Below are 17,744 nucleotides of genomic sequence, written 5' to 3' on the forward strand. Positions count from 1 at the left end.
GGGGGGCAGCGCCCCCCGCCCTCTCCACAATCCGGAGACACCCGAATTGTCCGACATGATGACCACCCAAGCCGGAGATGCCGGAGCTTTCCGCAATTTCGACTTCAACCGCGTGCCCACCCCTTGCTTCGTGGTCGATGAGAAAGCCGTGGAGCGCAACCTGACCATCCTCTCCGAGATCGGCACCTGTTCCGGCGCACATGTCCTGAGCGCGCTTAAGGCGTTTTCCATGTTCTCGCTGGCCCCACTGGTGCGCCGACACCTCGGCGGCACTTGCGCGTCCGGCATCTATGAGGCGCGGCTGGGGCGCGAGGAATATGGCGGCGAGGTCGCCACTTTCTGCGCCGGATATAAAGACGCGGACATGGACGAAATCCTGTCGCTATCGGACCACATCATCTTCAACTCACCCGCGCAAAAGGACCGCTTTCTGGCAAAAGCCCAAGCCGCCGGCGTACAGGTCGGTCTGCGCATCAATCCGGAACATTCCGAAGGCGAAATCCCCAAATACGACCCTTGCGCGCCCTGCTCGCGTCTGGGCACGCCGGTCAGCCAATTGTCCGCCGAGACTATGAGTGGCGTGGACGGGCTGCACATGCACACGCTCTGCGAACAGGGGTTCGCGCCGTTGCAGCGGACATGGGACGCGGTTGAGCCAAAGCTCAAACCGTACCTTGGCCAAATCAAATGGCTGAACTTCGGCGGCGGGCATCATATCACCCGTGATGACTATGACCGCGACGGGCTGGTCGCCTTCATCAAATCCATCCGTGAGATACACGGTATCGACGTCTATCTGGAACCCGGTGAGGCAGTGGCCCTGGATGCGGGCATTCTGGTTGGCGAAATCCTCGACTTGCCGACCAACGGTATGACCCTTGCGATCACCGATATCTCGGCCACCTGCCATATGCCGGACGTCATCGAAGCCCCCTATCGCCCCGCCCTCATGGATGAGGCCGAGGCAGGCCATACCTATCGCCTTGGCGGCCCGTCCTGTCTGGCGGGCGACGTGATCGGTGACTACACTTGGGACAAGCCATTGGAAATCGGCCAACGCTTTGCCTTCCTCGATCAGGCGCATTACTCGATGGTCAAAACCAACACCTTCAACGGAGTTCCGCTACCGACTATAGCGCTGTGGAACAGCGAAACGGACGAACTGAAAATCATCAAACAGTTCGGCTATGACGACTTTAAAGGCCGCCTCTCATGAGTATTTTCCTCGACAGTGAACTGTCCGCATCCGAGCGCACCGAGGACGCGCGGTTCCGTGTGATCCCTGTGCCGCTGGAACGCACCGTATCTTACGGGGCGGGCACCGCCAAAGGCCCGGACGCAATTATCGAAGCCAGTAATGAACTGGAACGCATCACTGGCCACGCCGAGCCCTGCGTCGAGGGGATCTTGACCGAAGAACCCGTTGACTGCGATGCAGCGTTGTCAGAGATAATGGAACGCCTAGCCCAACGCACGGAAGCGGCCGTTCGCGCCGGCAAAATCCCGGTGACGCTAGGTGGAGAGCATTCACTTAGCTACGGCGCAGTGTTGGGTGTTGCCCGCGCTCTAAACCAACCGATTGGTATCGTGCAGATCGACGCCCATGCTGATCTGCGCAACGCCTATCAGGGCGAGAAACATTCTCACGCCTCAGTCATGCATCTTCTTGCCGAAGAAGGTATCCGTCTGGCGCAATTCGGCGTTCGCGCCTTTTCGACCGAAGAAGCCCAAAGCCGCCTGAGAAACCACGTGTTTCATGTGGACGCCGAAGAACTGGTTACCGGCAACATCCACTCGGTTGATCTGCCAAAGGATTTTCCCGAACTGGTGTACGTCAGCTTTGACGTTGATGGGCTGGACCCGGCAATCATGCCCGCCACTGGAACACCCGTCCCAGGCGGGCTGGGATATTATCAAGCCCTGCGCCTGGTGGAACACGCCCTGAAGGGCCGAAAATGTGTGGGTTTCGACGTCGTCGAACTGGCCCCGAACGGCAATGCCGCCTGGGATTTTACCGCCGCCCAGATCGTCTATCGCCTAATGGCTGCCTGTTAATTCTCCGCGGTTTCATTCAGTTCCATGTGCCCTTCGCCCTTGTTCAGAACGCGGCGTAGCATGGGTTCGAAGAACTCCAGCGGTTTGGTCGGATAGTCCGGGTCGAACGCCTTCTGATCGTATTCATGGCAAAAATAGCGGCAGTCCTCCCAATACGGGCTGTCGCGATATTTGTCGCGGGCATTCCGATCACCACCCAGATGATGATTGTAGTAGTAGCCCTGAAACACGCAGTGGTGCTTGAGAATCCAGTGTGTCTTCTCACTGACATAAGGCTTCATCATCGCGGCGGACAGTTCCCCGTGATTATAAGGCGACAAGATATCGCCGGTGTCATGGATCAGGGCAGCCACAACCAACTCTTCATCAGCGCCGTCCTCATACGCTCGTGTCGCGGCCTGTAGGCTGTGCTGATAGCGATTCACCGGATACGGCGTCCATTCTTCATCCAGTGAACGAATGGCGTCCAGTATGCGATCCGGCAAAGCAGCGTTGTAGCTCTCTTCATACTCCATGACCGCATCCCAGTCGGCCTTGGTCGCCTCTTCAAAACTGGTCCAGGTGGGTTTGTGGCTCTTGTCCAGCATCGCGCGAATCCTTTGGCTACGTTCGTCAAATCACTTTAAAGCGGCAGATATAGGCAAAAAAATGAATTGATTTTATCAATACGATCAAAAAATACTTTCAATATGCAAACCAAATCTCTGGAAACATTTTTAAGCGTAGCGGAAACCGGTGGGTTTCACTCAGCGGCCCGTAAGTTGAATGTAACCCAAACCGCAGTCAGCGCCCGGATCAGGGCCCTGGAAGACGCAACAGGCAAACCGCTGTTCTCGCGCGGGGCAGGCGGAACGGTATTGACCGAGTACGGTCGCCAATTCAAACCCTATGCTGAACAGATGCTGTCGCTGTGGTCGTTCGCAGCCAACGACCTGCCTGAACAGATTCAAAATCGGTTGGCACTGCGTCTGGGTGCCCAGTTGAGCGTGTGGGATCCGTTACTGGTGGACCTTGCTGTTCGCTTTGAACAACGGTTTGGACAATTGCTTTTAACCCTGAATTACGACCATGATTTGGATATGGTCGACGCCGTTGCGACCCACGTACTTGACGCCGCGCTGACCCATGAAAAACCTGCGGACCGGCGCGTGGTATTCCACGAACTTGCGCCCGAACGGCTGTCTTTGGTTCAAAGCAGGAAGGATGCGAACACCGACGCTGAACGGGTATTTGTCAACATAGAACTGGGCGAGACCTACCGGGATCATGTCCGTTCCACAGCGCGTCTCGCGACAGGTCAAACTATCTTTCTGGGTAATTGCTTGATGGCTTTACGCTATCTCCTACAGCGTGGCGGGTATGGGTATTTCCCGGACTATGTCATCACTCAGCATCTGAACTCAGGCGAGCTGTTGCGCGAGAAAGATGCGCGCGACTTAATGCTACCGCTGTATTTGGTGGTCCGTTCGGACAGTCAAGAAGTTGAAAACATCCTGCAGTGCCTGGAGGAACTTCGCCGCTGACTTCAGACCGGTGACGGCTTTGGTGCTCCGTTTCGAACCCTTTTTCGCAGCAAGGGTCGCCCCGCGGCCAGTAAAAACAGAACCGACACAAGCACGCCCATAACGGCGGGAAGATACAGCAAGCCCCAAAGTCTGGGATCATTGATGACGAACGGGGATACGAATCCCCGAACCCCCTCAAGCAGGACCAGAATGGTAAAGGCACCCAGGATCTGAGGCCAAAGCCCAAAGCGCGAAAAACTACCCAGCATCAGGGTCGAATATCCGACCAATGCGACCGCAATACATATCGCAATCCACGAGAACCTCTGGTGCAGCTCATCCACCAGATGGCCGATGCTGTGATCATCTTTCACTGAGACCGCTTCGCGATCCCAGATCAACTCGACCGTCGGGATGGCTTCAAGGCTGCGATGGCCCATAGTCGAATTCTGGGTCAGTTCGGAAATGTCGTAAGAGGCGTCTTCGAACAACGTGGATGACAGCGTGTTACCAGCCTGATCATACCGCAGCGCAATCCCATCCAGCATAACCAGATGAATGCCCGAAGCCTGATTGACCAGATAGGCGGTGGCACTGGAATAACTGACAGGGTTAATCCCATCGCGACGATCCGAGACGAAGACTTCGCGCAGCGTTCCGTCCAAATCGATATCGCCGATATAGACGGTTACACCTTCTGCTGGATGCAAGAATTCGCCCTCATTCAACAGCTGTGCGGTGACATCTCCGGCAACTTCATCCTGTCTTAATTCCAGTTGATCAACCGATGCAGGTCGCAAAAAGACGCTGATGACAGCCATCATCAGTCCCGCACTGAGCCCGAACACCAAGACCGCACGCGCCAGTCGCCACGGGCTGGAGCCTGTTGCCAGCATCACCGTCATCTCGCTTTCGCGGCTCAAACGGTTGGTGGCGTAAACAGCGGCCGCAAACACAGCCATGGGCATGACCGTCCGGATCAGCGTCGGCAAGGTCAACGCTGTGAACTCCAGGAATACCATCGCCGATTGGCCGCCGCTGATGACCCGATCAAAAAGGCTGACTGAACGCGTGATCCAGAACACCCCGACAAGCACAAGGGTGAAAAAGCCAAACAGCACCAGCAATTGCCGCAGGAAATACCCATCAAAACGCGACATGCGACCTCTTGTTTCTTGGCGGTTGGCGTTGCGGCGGACTTTAGGTGATTCAACGCGCCGAGGAAACCTCGATTAAGCCTGATCAGCGGCGGGGATCACGATGCGATGATACCAAAGCCAGCGCAGAATGCGCGACGCCGTGTGTGTGGCCAAAACCTCTGACCAGCTCTTGATGATGTTCAAAGTGGTTGTCGGGGCGCCCAGCCGCTCTAACAACGGTCCCAGCATTGCGCCCTCCATATTGGCAACTGGCCTTGGAAGATTCGGGTGCCCTATGACAAGGCCGGGTTCGATATGCGAAGCGGTTTGCACGCCGGAAGCGATGAGCTTGGCCTGAGGTGACAGGATCAGGGGCTGATCATCACGCAACGCCTCCGTGTTTGGATCGAACGCTGGAGACTTTACCCAATCCAACGGCTTTGCGCGCTCAGCCCAGAAGTGCGAAGGATCGACAGCATGCTGCCGTGCATAGAAATCGGCTGCAAGCGCTGCATGGGTCTGCACACGCTCGAATTGCCGATCCGCATAAAAAGACAAGGCCAGATCACTATGTTCGGGGGTTGTCAGAAGCGTGTTCACCACAGCTGCGGCCTGCACCGCCTGCCCCATCGCCAATTGCACCCCCTGCGACGACAAAGCGTCTACCGCGAAGCTGGCCTCTCCAACCCGCAGAAGGTCGCGCGTTGGTGGTGTTGTCTCGGCCTGGCTGGTCGCATCCGCCCGCCGCACAGGCCCGATACGGCGCTGTTCCAGACAGGGCGCTAGTAGTGTCGAACGGGCCAGAAGATTCAGATAGAGATCGCGTCGATCTGCGGGTGGCAGCCCGATGCAGGCGTCGGGATCGACAAAAACCATTGCGTTGACCACTCCTCCCGGTAACAACGCGCCCCAATACCAATGCCCTTGTCCCGCCTCGACCCGGGCTTGCGGGCCAAAGCCCGGCGGCACGTGCCAATAAGCATAAAGCGCCAACAAAGGTTGGGATGCAGGGCGAAACCTGCGGCCCAGCCCGGCTTGCCGTCCCGCTGCGTCCAGCAGGATTTGTGCCTGGATCCGAAAGGCGCCCGTGTCGGTCCGAACGGGAATCTCCCAACCAGACTGCTGGCGCACCGGGCGGTATGCGCGCGCAGGTTGGATGACCTGCGCCCCTGCCGCTTGTGCTGCACGTAACAGCACCGCATCAAACTGGCCCCGGTCAACCAAAAGTCCGGGGTGATCACCTTCGACGCCGCGACGTTCGAACGCTCCGGCCCAATGCAAAAGCGATCCGCTTGCACGCAGAAAACCGGTTAGGGAAACGGTTTCGTCGACCCCCAACAGGTTCAGGATCGGCCAGATTGATGGCGGCAATGACTCGCCGACATGCTGGCGCGGGAACGTTTGCCGCTCGATCAGGCAGACGCGCCGACCTAGCTGAGCCAACCTCAGCGCTGCAGCGCTACCTGCCGGGCCGCCTCCGATCACGCAGATTTCGGTCTCAATCTCCATCCGTTCAGGCAGAGGCCACCCGTGCGGACACGCCAAAATAATCCGGACGTGCTTCGGACAAGCGGACATAGGCCTGAAGGCAATAGTGCAACCAACCTCGAATGTAGTCGCAAGCGGGGCGTCCGCGATGGATGACTTCGTGATGACACCCGCCGCCGCATAGATACCGCGCCCAGCAGGTGCCGCACGGGGATTGCGTGTGCACGTGCCGATCCGCCAACCAGTTCTCGCGCCGTAGGTCGGGGCCATCATAGACGTTGCCCATGGCTCCGGCTTCGTCTTCAACAAAGCGATGGCAAGCGAACAGGCCGCCATCAGCAGACACGCCAAAATACCCGCCCCCTGCCCCGCAGGCATAGGGCCGGTGGGTGCCTCGGTGGATCTCCTGCATCGCCGCTGCCATATTCGAGAAAGGGTAGCGCCACCCTTCGATTACCGCCGCCTCGAAAACTTCGCCGCAACGGATCATCTGCGATAACATCTCGTCCAAATCACTCCGGTTCAGTTCATGCTGACCGTTGGGCGAGGCCAGCATGGGCGAGAATCCAATCGAATGAAATCCCATTCCCACAAACCGATCCAGCGTCTCTGGCAGGTTCATATTCTTCGGCGTAACCGTTACCCGGGCACCAACCTGCATACGGTGTTGAGCTGCCAGCAAAGGCTCGACCCGCTTCAGGATCGTATCAAAACTACCCCGACCGCCACGATTTGGGCGCAGCTTGTCATGGACCTCGCCCACGCCATCCAGACTGATGGTGACAGCAAATCCATGCGCATCGAAAAACGCCGCGTCCTCGGGGCGTAGCAGGGTCCCGTTGGTTGTGATCGAGAACCCGACGCTCAACCCGTTGGCATGCGCCTGATCGACAGCATATTTCGTAGTGCGTTGCACCAGATCACGGTTGATCAGAGGTTCTCCACCCAAATAAGCAAGGTTAATCCGCACACCGGGTTCGGCTTCGGCCACCAGCCGATCAACCGAAGCCTTGGCGACTTCCCATTCCATATTCCGCGCGGGTCCACCAAATTCTCCCCCTGCAGCATAGCAATAAGTGCAAGCCAGATTGCATTTCTGCGCCACTGCCAGCGACAGCGACCTCACGGGCATACTCTGAGGCGGCGTGTCATCGATGAAAGGTGTTCCATCCAATCCCATGGACCTGAGGAAAGCGCTTTGACTTCTCTTGTCCATCGTTGCGAATTGGTCCGCCGTCCCCTCAGGCACATCAAACACGCGCGATCCATCAACGGCCAGCATGTGATCTCCATGCCCTGTGTCAAAGAAATGCACCAGCGCGGCGGGTGGGATCACGCCTTACCCTCCGTCCAGAACGGGATGCCAATCCCCTTGGCGGCCAGCGCTTCGCCCTCGACGCGGAACAGCTTCATGTCATCGCGCACCTGCTGGATGTAGGCCTGGGAGTCTTCAAATTTGCCATCCGCTTCAAGCGCATAGGCGTTGGCTAACCCATCCTTGACCTTAGCGTAGAGTTCCAGCGCCGTCCTGGCCTCCTCTTCAGTGCCAACCTCAATCTGACGCAAATAGGCAGGCGTGCCTTCTCCCGTATCGTATTTGGCCAAAACGTCCTTCATTTGACTGAAGCGCAGGAAGTGCTCGTCCCCGTCGGTGTCGATCCGTACCGCCAGCGCATAAAGGCGGCGTTCCGGGAACAATTCCTCCTGCTCCAAAGTCGCCACACATTGTGCATAAGCGCGGTCAATAAAGCCTCCGGGGCGCTCGATCTCGATGAAATCCGCAAGCGCTTCGGCCGTTAGTGGCCTCAGTGCGCGCGGCTGCGTCTTACCCTTGCCCGCCGGCAAGGTTTCGGACGGGGTCAAGATGGGTTCATACCCCTCGGGCTCAAGCTCCCACAGCAATTGGTTCGCCCAGCGCATATGGGTCATCTCGCCAATCGCGACCTCCAGCACCGAACGCCGGGCAAATATCAGATCGTCATTCAGCGTCGGCCATTTTCGGGTATCCGCCGTTTCGGGATCCGCCAACGAAAAATAGGCATAGAGATATTGCAGGCTCAGCGTCATCTCCATCGCGGCCAGACGCGTCTTGAGGTCCTCGATCATCGCCTGCGGCGTGTCATAGGGCTCCACGCCTGGCATTTCGGGATCAACTTCATAAACCTCGCCCGTTTCGCGGCCTTCAACGACGATAGGCAATTCGCTCCACATCTGATTTACCTGATAATGGTCAATCTGGTAGGGGCGGTTTTGTTCGACCGTATTCAGCGCCGCGACGTTACCGGACGGAGACTTGTCCGAGCGCAGCCAATCCAGATAGGTCTCGGCCTCGATCGGGTTCGTTGACTGACCCGAGGGTAACTGATCGTCATGCGCCACCTCAGCCATCACTACGTCGGGGTGGTTCGAAGGCCAGTAGTGGCAGCCGCAGTCGCGGAAGTCATGGGACCACGGATTGCACAGGCTTTGCGTCAATTCTCCGGGATCATAGGCTTCGCTGAAGACACCCGCCTCGGTCCGGTACTGGCGGCGAAAACCGTGCAGGACAACCTGCTCGGTATCCACGATGCCTTCATGATTGCGCCGTTCCAGCGCAATGCTGACCGGTTTGTCATCACCATGTTCCAGACTGCGGATGAACCGCCAAATCATCAGCCCGTCATAGGGTGTGCCGTCTTCCTCCTTGAAAGTGATGCGCTTACCGCTCTGCTCGACCCATGACAGGAACCAGCGCCCCTGGCTAAGCTTCGCGCCCACGACGCCACTGTAAGCCTCCAGCAAGGTCTGCACCCATTCTTCGGGGCTGTTGTCGGGCAGCATCGGGTCGTAGAAATAGTCGACAAAGACCAGATGGAAGCCCTGCGAATTCTTCGGTGCCTCGGGCACGGGGTTCAGCGGCACCCGCGCGGCGTTGAACACCAGACCGGGGAAAAAGCGGCGGTCCAGGTTGCGCACATCCATTTCCAGACCGGGAAAGCAATTCCCCACCGATCCGTCCAGTCGCGTGTTGTCGGGGTTGCCCGGTACCTTATAGGCCGCGCGGGCGGTCAGGTTGCGGGGTTTAACGCGGATTTGGCCGGGCTGATCAGACATTCTGAGCCTCCGTTTCCTGTGCAACCAGATAGTCGATGAACGAGATCACCAGATGGTACTGCCTGCGCGACAGCGACAGCGGGTAATAGTTGGAATCGCGCATATAGGGCGGCATCCGCGCGTCGTGCATCGAGTCGCGGATAATCCGAGGATCGCGAAAATCCGGGTTCGGATTTTGATCAGGGTTCGGGTCGGTTTCAAGCTCGGTCAGGATACCATATGGTGGACGCAGCAGTGTTTTAACGAAATCCGGGCGACGGCGTAGGAAATCCAGCAGGTTGGCCTCGTCGATCAGTTGCTCATGCACGAACTTCGTCGCAACTGTATAGGGCAGCCGATCATTGGGCACGGAGTTCGAAAAGACCGAGATCGGTTGCGGGCGGATCAGTTCGTCGATCTTGTCCGGCGGCCTTGCATCCTCCTCCGTCATGGATTTCGCATCGGTTGACGGCAGGCCCGGCGTCGGGGAAATCCCGGTTTTCGCCTGTAATTTGGCATTGTCCTTCAAACCTTGCGCGCGGATATCGTCGAGGTTGATCAGGCTGTTGGTCTCGAAGGCGCGGCGGAAGATATCGACCACCTCGTCTTTGGCCTGGGTGTAGTTTTCTTCAGTTACCGAGATTAGCGACAGATCACGATCGGCCAGATCATCCTCAAGGCTGTAGAACGGCCGCGCATCAGGTGCAAAATCGGGTGGTCCGGTCATGATCGTGGCGCGCGCGGTCAGGCGTTCGCCACGTACTGCCAGCGTCGCCTCGATCACGCCATCGCTGGTGTCATCGGCCACTCCCCAGGATTGGTCATTGCCCACACGGGCACCGTCGTAACTATCGTGCGGCTCAGGGTCGTCCGAGGTGCCGGACATCATGATCCATTTCGACCAAGGGGTGTCGGGGTTCAGGATGCGGTTCTGTTCGGGCACGATTTCGTGGATGCGACCATATTCCGATTTCGGCGGGTCGTTCTGATAGCCCGGTACGGCCAGCGTCGCCGGACCGTATGCAGCATCAGGCGGGCCATAAACCTCACCTTTCGGAGGCATAAAGCGCAGGCGCAGGATGCTGCGGTCGATGAACTTCCCTTCGACCGGTTCATCATGACCCTGCACAGGATGCATCACACGGATTGAGCCTAGCGGGATCGGGTTATGCTCATAGACCATCGGCTGTTGTTCGGACGTATACGGGCTGAAGGCCAGCAGGGGTTTCGGGGTGAAATCCTGACCCGCAATCTCGACCCGTGCACGAAACCCGCAAGCCGCGTCGCCAGTCCGGCGCTCGGCCTTGGTGTTCCCGACGGTTACCGAATAGCGCACGTTTTGCAGCGACAGGCCCTGATTGTCGAGCAGATCGAGCGTCACCGGTGTCTCATATTCCTCGCCCGTTTCGGCATCATGCATCCGCGCCCACAGCTCAAAGAACGGGGCAACCGGGCGCAACGCGCCGCCTTCGTCGCGAAAGCGGATCGTGTCGGGATCGGGAAGATAGGCGGTGACACTGCCATCTTCGATCTCGCGAAAGGTTATGTTCGACCGGATGACCGTTTTGTTGTTGCCATGGGCATCCATGTCCTGCTGCCACTCATAGCTTTCCAGCGGTGTCTCACCCGGTCCAAGACGGGCAACCGCCATGGGTGGCAGAAAGAAAATCTCTTGGATCGTGTCCATACTGGGCCCTCCCCCGTTTGGCCTTGGCAGCCCCCGCTTTCAGGGGTTCGAATAGCTCTCGTATGTGATCGTTGGGTCGTCGAAGATCGACTTGGACGTATCTCGGATGATGTCTGGCGGAGCGTCATCCGGCACCGGCGAAATGCTCTGCTGATAATGGAAGAAATTATGCGGGTCGAATTTCTGCTTCACGAACAGCAAAGAGTTGAAATACTCGCCCCAGTATTGCCAGCGATAGTTCTTCTGGGTCCGCCGTGGATAGTTCTGATAGACGCGGTCAATGAAATAGCCTTCTTCGGTCATCAGTTCCATGAATCCGTCGAGCCACGGCACAACGATCTCTTTTTCTTCTTCCGACACCCAGAACACATCGACGTAGAAGTTCAGCGACACATCACGGTGAATGAAGGCATTGCCTTGTTTGCCCAACGGCATCCGATTGATCGCCCCCCCATAGGGTTCGATGGCCACAGCGCCATAAGCGTTGGGTGTGCTGTCGAGGTAGTCTACGACGCGCTGCCATTCGACTTCGCTGAGCTGGCGTTCAATATATCCGGCCTGCTTATCTTCACGCGCCTGATCGGGGACGACGGGGATGTCATATTTGTCGTCATATAACCATGAGTTGATTTCTTGATAGGTGCCATAGTTCTGGTCGTCCTCACCCATCTCGCCGCCGATTTCATCGCTCAGCAGGGGCTGAACAAACGCGTTCCCCTCTTCGGACGTGCCATCATAGAGCGCCGACACCAGCAACACCTTTCGATCTCCCTGATAGGCCAGAAAGATATAGGCCCCGAAACGGTCATCTTCGCAGGTGCGCATGTAGTTGGCCTGCAGGTACTCCAGTGCCTTGGCGGCTTTGTCCAACGGCCATGTGATGTGGCAACCCCAGACTTTATACAGCTGGTGCAGCTGGTAGCGGATTTCCAGCAACACACCAAAGTTGTTGCCGGTCCCGCCTCGTATGGCCCAGAAGAGGTCGGAGTTCGTGTCTTTGTCCGCGATCACGATACTGCCGTCCCACAGCATCACGGAGACACCCAGAACGCTGTCGCAAGCCATCCCAAGCCTGCGCGAGGTAAAGCCATAGCCGCCGCCCATCATGAAACCCGCCACGCAGACATCCTGACAGGCCCCGCCCGGCACATGCAGGTGATAGGAGTTCAACTCCGAATTCAGCATCTTGAACGGTGTGCCCGGACCGACATAGGCCATCGGCACCTTTGGATCGACGGTCACGTAACGCATTCGGCTGGTATCCAGCACCATCTGGTTATTGACCGAATACCCCGCCGTGCTGTGACGCCCTGACCGCGCAACAACCCAAAGGTCATGCTCACGCGCGAAAGCAAGGCTGGCGCGTACATCCTGAATGGTCTCGCAATAGACGATGATCTCTGGGTAGTCCTGGAAAGCCGGATTCCAAACCTGCCGGTCATTGTTGTAATCCGCGTCGGTCGGCAGAGTGACCGTTCCAATCAGTTTCTTCTCAAATTCACGTAACTCATCGGGCGTGATCGAATGGTACTGCTGCAGCGCCAGATCGGTACGGCTTTGCGCCAAGACATCCTTGGCCAGAAGGGTTTTGCTGATCTTACGCATTAGGTCTCCTCATACCACAAGAGCGGGGCGCCGGACTGGTGACCCAGCGCTTAAAAGTCGAAATTCAGGTATCATCCCAACTCTGCCCGCGCCCAAGCTGGCAGCAAGTTGGCCTTCGGGTCAAGTAATCGTTTCCATCAACGCTCGTGCGTCTTTGAGGTCCGGCAGTTGGGCATCTTGATGGAAATGCGACATGACCGAAATCAACGCCTCACCAACCGGTTCGCCTCGGTGTTGCCGCCACTCCGCCAACGCGACCGCCGCACGAAGCTCGTAAAGCCGCGCGCCTTGCCTTTGCGCTGTTTCGATAGCGCGCAACAGCAGCGGTACGGGATCGCCCCCTGTCTTGGCTACAAGGGCGGCCTCGATACGAAGCTGATCGGCCTCGGCCCATTTCTCTTCGGTTTTACTCAGAACATTTCTGGCGTGCGTCAGAGTCTGATGCGCAGCGTCGTGATGGCCGGCGTTTGTCTGAATCTCGGCAATCAGCGAAGGGAAGAAAGTCTTGTAATTTCCGGCCCCAACCGACCACCAGTCTTCCGACGCCTGACGCAGGTCCTCGATATGTTCGACTTCAGAGGTCGTGGTCGCCTTTGCCCAGCTTTCCCATAGCCGCGCAATGGTCGCCATAAAGGGTAGCGAATGCTCCTCGGCGACTTCGGACAGCGCCTTAACATCCCTTTGCAATGCAGGGATGTCGCGCGCCAGCAGGTGAACCTTGCACATGTAAACCAAGATCTGCGCCACACTATGAGCGTGCTTGAGGTTCTTGGACCATTCCAGCGCTGTATTCTGCACCTGCAGGGCATCTTGATGCCGACCCATCAGGCAATAACATGTGCCCAGAAATGCTGATGTAATCGCGGCATGATCCGTTCCATAGACATAGGCTAGCTGGCTGTGCTGATCAAAATCATAAAGCGCCCAAGCTTGCTCAAGATGGCGCTTTGCATCTGACAGGTTGCCCAGATGCAATTGCACCGCCCCCATGGCGCGATGACCGACCATGCGGTGTTCGGTCTTGCCGCTTGTCGCCGCCAGATCGAGGATCTGCGCAGCCACGCCTTTCGCCAATCGATATTCGGCACGCACAAGATGGAATGCATATAGCCCGTTGAGCACAGGAAACAGCCGCTCGGTCTCGTCCGCTCGGTGACATAGTTCGCGCAGACGCCCATAGGCCTCACCCGTCGCATCCCCCGAAATACCGCTTGTTGAGCGCAGGACACCGGCACGCAGGATCTGGATGTCGATCTCTTGCAAATCCCGTGCACGGCTCTTTGGCAGATCGGCAAGCTGATCCAGAGCTTTCGACAGATGGGTCAACGCCTCGGCCTGGGCCGAGCGTTCGATCGCTCGACGCCCCGCGCTTTGCCAGTGCATCACGGCCTCATCCGCGCGTTGGGCCAACGTGTAGTGCTGTGCCAGAACCTCGGGCTGAGTCTGGGCCAGTTGCGGCTGGTTCTCTAGCAACGCACCCGCCGCGCGGTCATGCAGCGACTGCCGTTCCGTGCGCAGCAGGCTGTCATAAGCCATGTCGCGAATCAATGCGTGGCGGAAGATGAACTCATCCTCTGCCGCATCCGGGGCTTGAAGAATGATCCCGGCCGATGAGAGCTGTTCCAGTCCGGCCTGCAGAACCGTCGGAGACAGAAACGAAACAGAGGCCAGCAACGCGATCGAGAACTGCCGCCCGAACACGGCGCCGGTTTGCGCCACTTCTTTGGCCTTGCCCAAACGGTCTAGACGCTCCATCAGCGAATCCTGCAACGTGCTGGGAACTGAAAGCGATGGCAGGGGGCCGCGCACGACATACCCCTTGTCGCTCAAGCGCAATTGCCCCGATTCCAAAAGACCGCGGGTCACTTCCTGGACATAAAGCGGAATGCCATCCGTCTTGGCCGCAATAAGGTCGCAAACCTCGGGTGGTACAGGGTGCCCCCCCGCCACCTCAGCTACGATCTCAGCCACATCCCGATTGGTCAAACGCTTGAGAGGTATACGCAGGGTATTGTTGTGGTGACCCCAACCCGGATCGAAACCGGTACGTGCTGTTACGACGATCAGCACCGGTAAGTCCCGAATATGTTCGATCACCCGATCTGTAAGAGACAAGGTGGTCGGATCAACCCAATGCGCATCTTCGAACAACAGCAACACCGGTCGTTCTCGCGCTAACGTTGCAAGCTGTTCTGTCACTGCCTCCAACGTCTTCTCAAGCTTCACTTGCGGCGGCAGGTCGAGAGGTCCCAGCGTAGCATCAGCATCAACGCTCAACAAATCAGCGATCAGGCGCACATGCTCCGGCGGGTGATGGCGCAAGAGGTACGAGAGTTTTCCCAGTTTATCCTCATCGTTGTCTGTCGGCGCAAATCCTGCGGCGCGTTCCAGATGCTGAATGATCGGATAAAGTGCCGAGTTGGCATGAAAGGGCGAACACTGGAAGTTCAGGCGAAGCGCGCCTTGATCCAGCACTTCTTGGCTAAGCCCCTCAATCAGGCGTGATTTGCCGATCCCTGCCTCGCCAGTGACAAGAACCGATTGTCCAGCGCCCTGACTTGCCTCATTCCATTTGTCGGTCAGCTTGCGGAACTCTGCCTGGCGCCCAATGAGCCGACCAGAACCGGCATCAGGCATTATGTCAAATCTGCGCTCGATCCGCGCCTGCCCTGTGACGCTCCAGGCTTGTATCGGTTCCGAAAACCCTTTCAGTGCGAAAGACCCGCGATCCTGCAGTTCAAATGCATTGCCCACCAATCTGCGAGTGGATGGGCTGATGATCAGTGTATTGGGCTCGGCCAAACTCTGCAAACGTGCTGCCAGATTGGGTGTCCGCCCCATGACCACGTCATGTTCCTTCAACCCTTCGCCATGGATCTCGCCCACAACGACAAGACCGGTCGAAACACCGATCCGCGCAGTCAGACGCTCCTGGCCTTCCATGCGATTCAATCCTTCAAGAATATCCAGACCCGCATGAACGGCGCGCGAGGCCGCATCTTCCACCGCGTGAGGATACCCGAAATAGATCATCGCCCCGTCACCCATGAAATCGGCGATATGTCCACCAAAGCGAGCAACCGAGGTCGAGCAAATTTCCTTGAACCGCCGAAGCAGCTCCCCCAAGTCTTCGGGATCAAGCCGCTCGGACATGGCAGTCGAGCCAACCAGATCAACAAACATAACTGTCAGTTGCCTCCGCTCGGCGACAATCTTCCCACTGCCTTGCACCGGTGTCGGATTGGCATCCCGCGCCTGCCCCAATGCGGCCATCAATCGGCGCCTTGGTCCAAGTGGCAGCCCAAGGTCGATCAAATCATGTTCGGAGAGGTGTGCGAGATCGGCCAATGTAACTTCGTTCGACGCGAATACCGGCGCATACTTCGACAGCCCGTGTTCTTCAAGGAATGCCTCGATCTCTGTCATTATCCCCGTTGTCCCCGATCGTCTCCGGGTTCCCCTACCCGGTCAGGCTTGCATATTGTGACACAAAAGCCGAACGACTTTAGCACATTAGCTGGACAGTCCTGAAGGCTTTTCCTTCAGCCTTGATCAAGCTTTTTCTTTATTGCCGCACACGTCAAGTGAATTGCGCCACACGTAAGCACCAAGCCCACGCCTCTGTTGCAGGAATTTCGCTTGTCGGGTGGGAAATGGCAGGGGCAGCAGGGTTCGAACCCGCGACCTACGGTTTTGGAGACCGTCGCTCTACCAACTGAGCTATACCCCTAGGCTGGGCCATCAGATATGACAGAGGCGCAGCGGACTCAAGAGGCTTTTTGAGTTTTCCGAACACTTTACCGCTGACAAAAAAGTTGCGCCCGGCGCGCAGTTCTTTAAGACAAGGCTCGGCCAGCAGGAGGACCGCAGCCTTGAGCATCCGCAAGAAAATCGCAGACAGCGAAGCCGTGCTGAACTGGGTCGCGCGACGGATCGCAAGCTATATCCGATTGGTGCATCGCAACACACGCTGGCAGCGCATCGGTTACGAAGAACTGGATCAACTGGCCGAACAGGGCGAACCGGTCATCGTGGTGCTGTGGCACCAGAGACTGGCACAATCGCCATATTTCTTCCCACTGGACAAGGGCCGCATTTGCTCGATCACTTCGGCAGCGCGCGCGGGCAGCATGGTGGGGCGGGTGCAGAAGCTATTCGGGATGGATACAATTGCAATGTCCAGCCGCAAGCGCCACGTCGCCTTGTCGCGCGAAGTGCTGGGAAAGATGAAACAGGGTATCTCGATTGGCATTGCCGCCGACGGCCCTCGCGGACCCGAGCGGGTATCCTCGACCGTACCGCTGGTCTGGGCTCGCACATCAGGTAAACGAGTTTTCGGCATCACCTATTCCGCGCGGCACGGGCGCGAAGCCGGAACTTGGGATCGTCTGCTGATGCCTCGCCCCTGGCGCAATGACGGCGTGTTTCTGTGCCGCGAATGGACCGATCCAGTTCCACGCAAGGCCAGCGAAGAGCAGATTGAGGCCCTTCGTCTGAGCCTTGAGCAGCATATGAACGACATCACCGCCGAGGCCGACCGGATGGTCGGGCGTGAGCCATGGGCAAAGAGCATGTGAACCCAGAAACCGGCGTGAAACGACTATTTCGCCGTTAGGCCGCGTCTGCGCTGGTTTTGACCGAGGTCGCTCCTCTCGCCATGCTGTCCGACATTTCAGCAAGCTTGATATCAAATCGCTTGCGCTCTCGGCAAAAGTCGCTGATTTTGCACTCAACTTCCTGTTCGCCGTCACCGAGAACAGCGGCTCTCATATCGTCCAAATCCTTGCTGTGAAGGATTTGCGTTCCATAGTTCAGAAATTCAAAACCAAACATCTTAGTCTCCCCTGATCGCCGGGACGCGCTTGATTTGCGCGTCACCCTTGCTGTTGCAATAGAGAGCTGGGAGTTCAGTCTTCGTTTGGAGTGGACGGTAGATTAAGAATGCGAGATCGACAGCTGTTTTGTTCAATGAACTCAGCTTGCCCGAGATCATTCGACGAATAATCTCAATGCGCCGAGAAGATTGGATGAGAAAAGGCCGCCCCATGTGGAGCGGCCTTCTTTAGTTCACCGATTTGTCGGGCCAAAGCCCGACTACCGTGATTACTCGATGATTTTCGAGACGACGCCGGCGCCGACGGTGCGGCCGCCTTCGCGGATCGCAAAGCGCAGGCCGTCTTCCATCGCGATCGG

General features: G+C 57.6%; 14 protein-coding genes and 1 tRNA gene. 4 read left to right on the forward strand and 11 right to left on the reverse strand.

Annotated elements, in window-relative coordinates; genetic code table 11:
- Positions 1 to 46: 46 nt before the first annotated feature.
- Both nspC and speB read left to right on the forward strand, forming a co-directional pair.
- Positions 47 to 1,216 carry a carboxynorspermidine decarboxylase gene (gene nspC, locus ACR0BI_RS21885; protein WP_170819338.1) on the forward strand — a complete coding sequence of 390 codons (1,170 nt, stop codon included), beginning with the start codon at positions 47 to 49 and terminating at the stop codon, positions 1,214 to 1,216.
- Positions 1,213 to 2,055, forward strand: a complete 843-nt coding sequence (speB, locus tag ACR0BI_RS21890; RefSeq protein WP_170564390.1) for an agmatinase — start codon at positions 1,213 to 1,215, stop codon at positions 2,053 to 2,055. The genes nspC and speB overlap by 4 nt, the downstream gene beginning before the upstream one ends.
- On the opposite strand, the gene ACR0BI_RS21895 is transcribed toward speB, so the two are convergent.
- Complete coding sequence (locus ACR0BI_RS21895; protein WP_170594308.1) at positions 2,052 to 2,642, reverse strand: HD domain-containing protein; 591 nt, start codon at positions 2,640 to 2,642, stop codon at positions 2,052 to 2,054. The genes speB and ACR0BI_RS21895 overlap by 4 nt on opposite strands.
- Before the next feature lie 102 nt (positions 2,643 to 2,744).
- Here ACR0BI_RS21895 and ACR0BI_RS21900 point away from each other — a divergent pair, with 102 nt between their 5' ends.
- A complete protein-coding gene (locus ACR0BI_RS21900; RefSeq protein ID WP_170402209.1) occupies positions 2,745 to 3,578 on the forward strand; it encodes a LysR family transcriptional regulator in 834 nt (277 codons plus the stop codon).
- 2 nt (positions 3,579 to 3,580) lie between these two features.
- On the opposite strand, the gene lptF is transcribed toward ACR0BI_RS21900, so the two are convergent.
- The 8 genes from lptF to ACR0BI_RS21940 all read right to left on the reverse strand — a co-directional run bounded on the left by lptF (position 3,581) and on the right by ACR0BI_RS21940 (position 16,281).
- A complete protein-coding gene (lptF, locus tag ACR0BI_RS21905; protein ID WP_170625126.1) occupies positions 3,581 to 4,720 on the reverse strand; it encodes an LPS export ABC transporter permease LptF in 1,140 nt (379 codons plus the stop codon).
- A 72-nt stretch (positions 4,721 to 4,792) separates the two neighbouring features.
- Complete coding sequence (gene qhpG / locus ACR0BI_RS21910; RefSeq protein WP_480562489.1) at positions 4,793 to 6,208, reverse strand: flavin-dependent monooxygenase QhpG; 1,416 nt, start codon at positions 6,206 to 6,208, stop codon at positions 4,793 to 4,795.
- A gap of 4 nt (positions 6,209 to 6,212) precedes the next feature.
- Entirely contained in the window at positions 6,213 to 7,523 is a 1,311-nt protein-coding gene (locus ACR0BI_RS21915) for a radical SAM protein (protein ID WP_480562490.1), read from the reverse strand.
- Positions 7,520 to 9,280: a ferritin-like domain-containing protein gene (locus tag ACR0BI_RS21920; RefSeq protein WP_480562491.1), complete on the reverse strand. Its 1,761-nt coding sequence runs from the start codon at positions 9,278 to 9,280 to the stop codon at positions 7,520 to 7,522. Before ACR0BI_RS21920 ends, ACR0BI_RS21915 begins: the two co-directional genes overlap by 4 nt.
- Positions 9,273 to 10,946, reverse strand: a complete 1,674-nt coding sequence (locus tag ACR0BI_RS21925; RefSeq protein WP_480562492.1) for a hypothetical protein — start codon at positions 10,944 to 10,946, stop codon at positions 9,273 to 9,275. The genes ACR0BI_RS21920 and ACR0BI_RS21925 overlap by 8 nt, the downstream gene beginning before the upstream one ends.
- Positions 10,947 to 10,985: 39 nt before the next feature.
- The gene (locus tag ACR0BI_RS21930; RefSeq protein ID WP_170646689.1) at positions 10,986 to 12,551 is read right to left on the reverse strand and encodes an FAD-binding oxidoreductase; all 1,566 of its coding nucleotides are present in this window, start codon (positions 12,549 to 12,551) and stop codon (positions 10,986 to 10,988) included.
- 120 nt (positions 12,552 to 12,671) lie between these two features.
- Positions 12,672 to 15,977 (reverse strand): adenylate/guanylate cyclase domain-containing protein, encoded by a 3,306-nt coding sequence (locus tag ACR0BI_RS21935; RefSeq protein WP_480562493.1) that lies wholly within the window; start codon positions 15,975 to 15,977, stop codon positions 12,672 to 12,674.
- Positions 15,978 to 16,205: 228 nt separating this feature from the next.
- Positions 16,206 to 16,281: transfer RNA gene (locus ACR0BI_RS21940), tRNA-Trp, on the reverse strand.
- 142 nt (positions 16,282 to 16,423) lie between these two features.
- Here ACR0BI_RS21940 and ACR0BI_RS21945 point away from each other — a divergent pair.
- Positions 16,424 to 17,128: a DUF374 domain-containing protein gene (locus tag ACR0BI_RS21945; protein ID WP_170402235.1), complete on the forward strand. Its 705-nt coding sequence runs from the start codon at positions 16,424 to 16,426 to the stop codon at positions 17,126 to 17,128.
- A gap of 34 nt (positions 17,129 to 17,162) precedes the next feature.
- On the opposite strand, the gene ACR0BI_RS21950 is transcribed toward ACR0BI_RS21945, so the two are convergent.
- Complete coding sequence (locus tag ACR0BI_RS21950) at positions 17,163 to 17,384, reverse strand: hypothetical protein (RefSeq protein WP_480562494.1); 222 nt, start codon at positions 17,382 to 17,384, stop codon at positions 17,163 to 17,165.
- A gap of 270 nt (positions 17,385 to 17,654) precedes the next feature.
- Positions 17,655 to 17,744, reverse strand: a 90-nt coding sequence (locus ACR0BI_RS21955) for an EF-Tu C-terminal domain-related protein (protein ID WP_211330766.1), incomplete at its 5' end; no start/stop codon positions are given.

It is taken from the genome of Ruegeria sp. E5 (assembly GCF_056534105.1).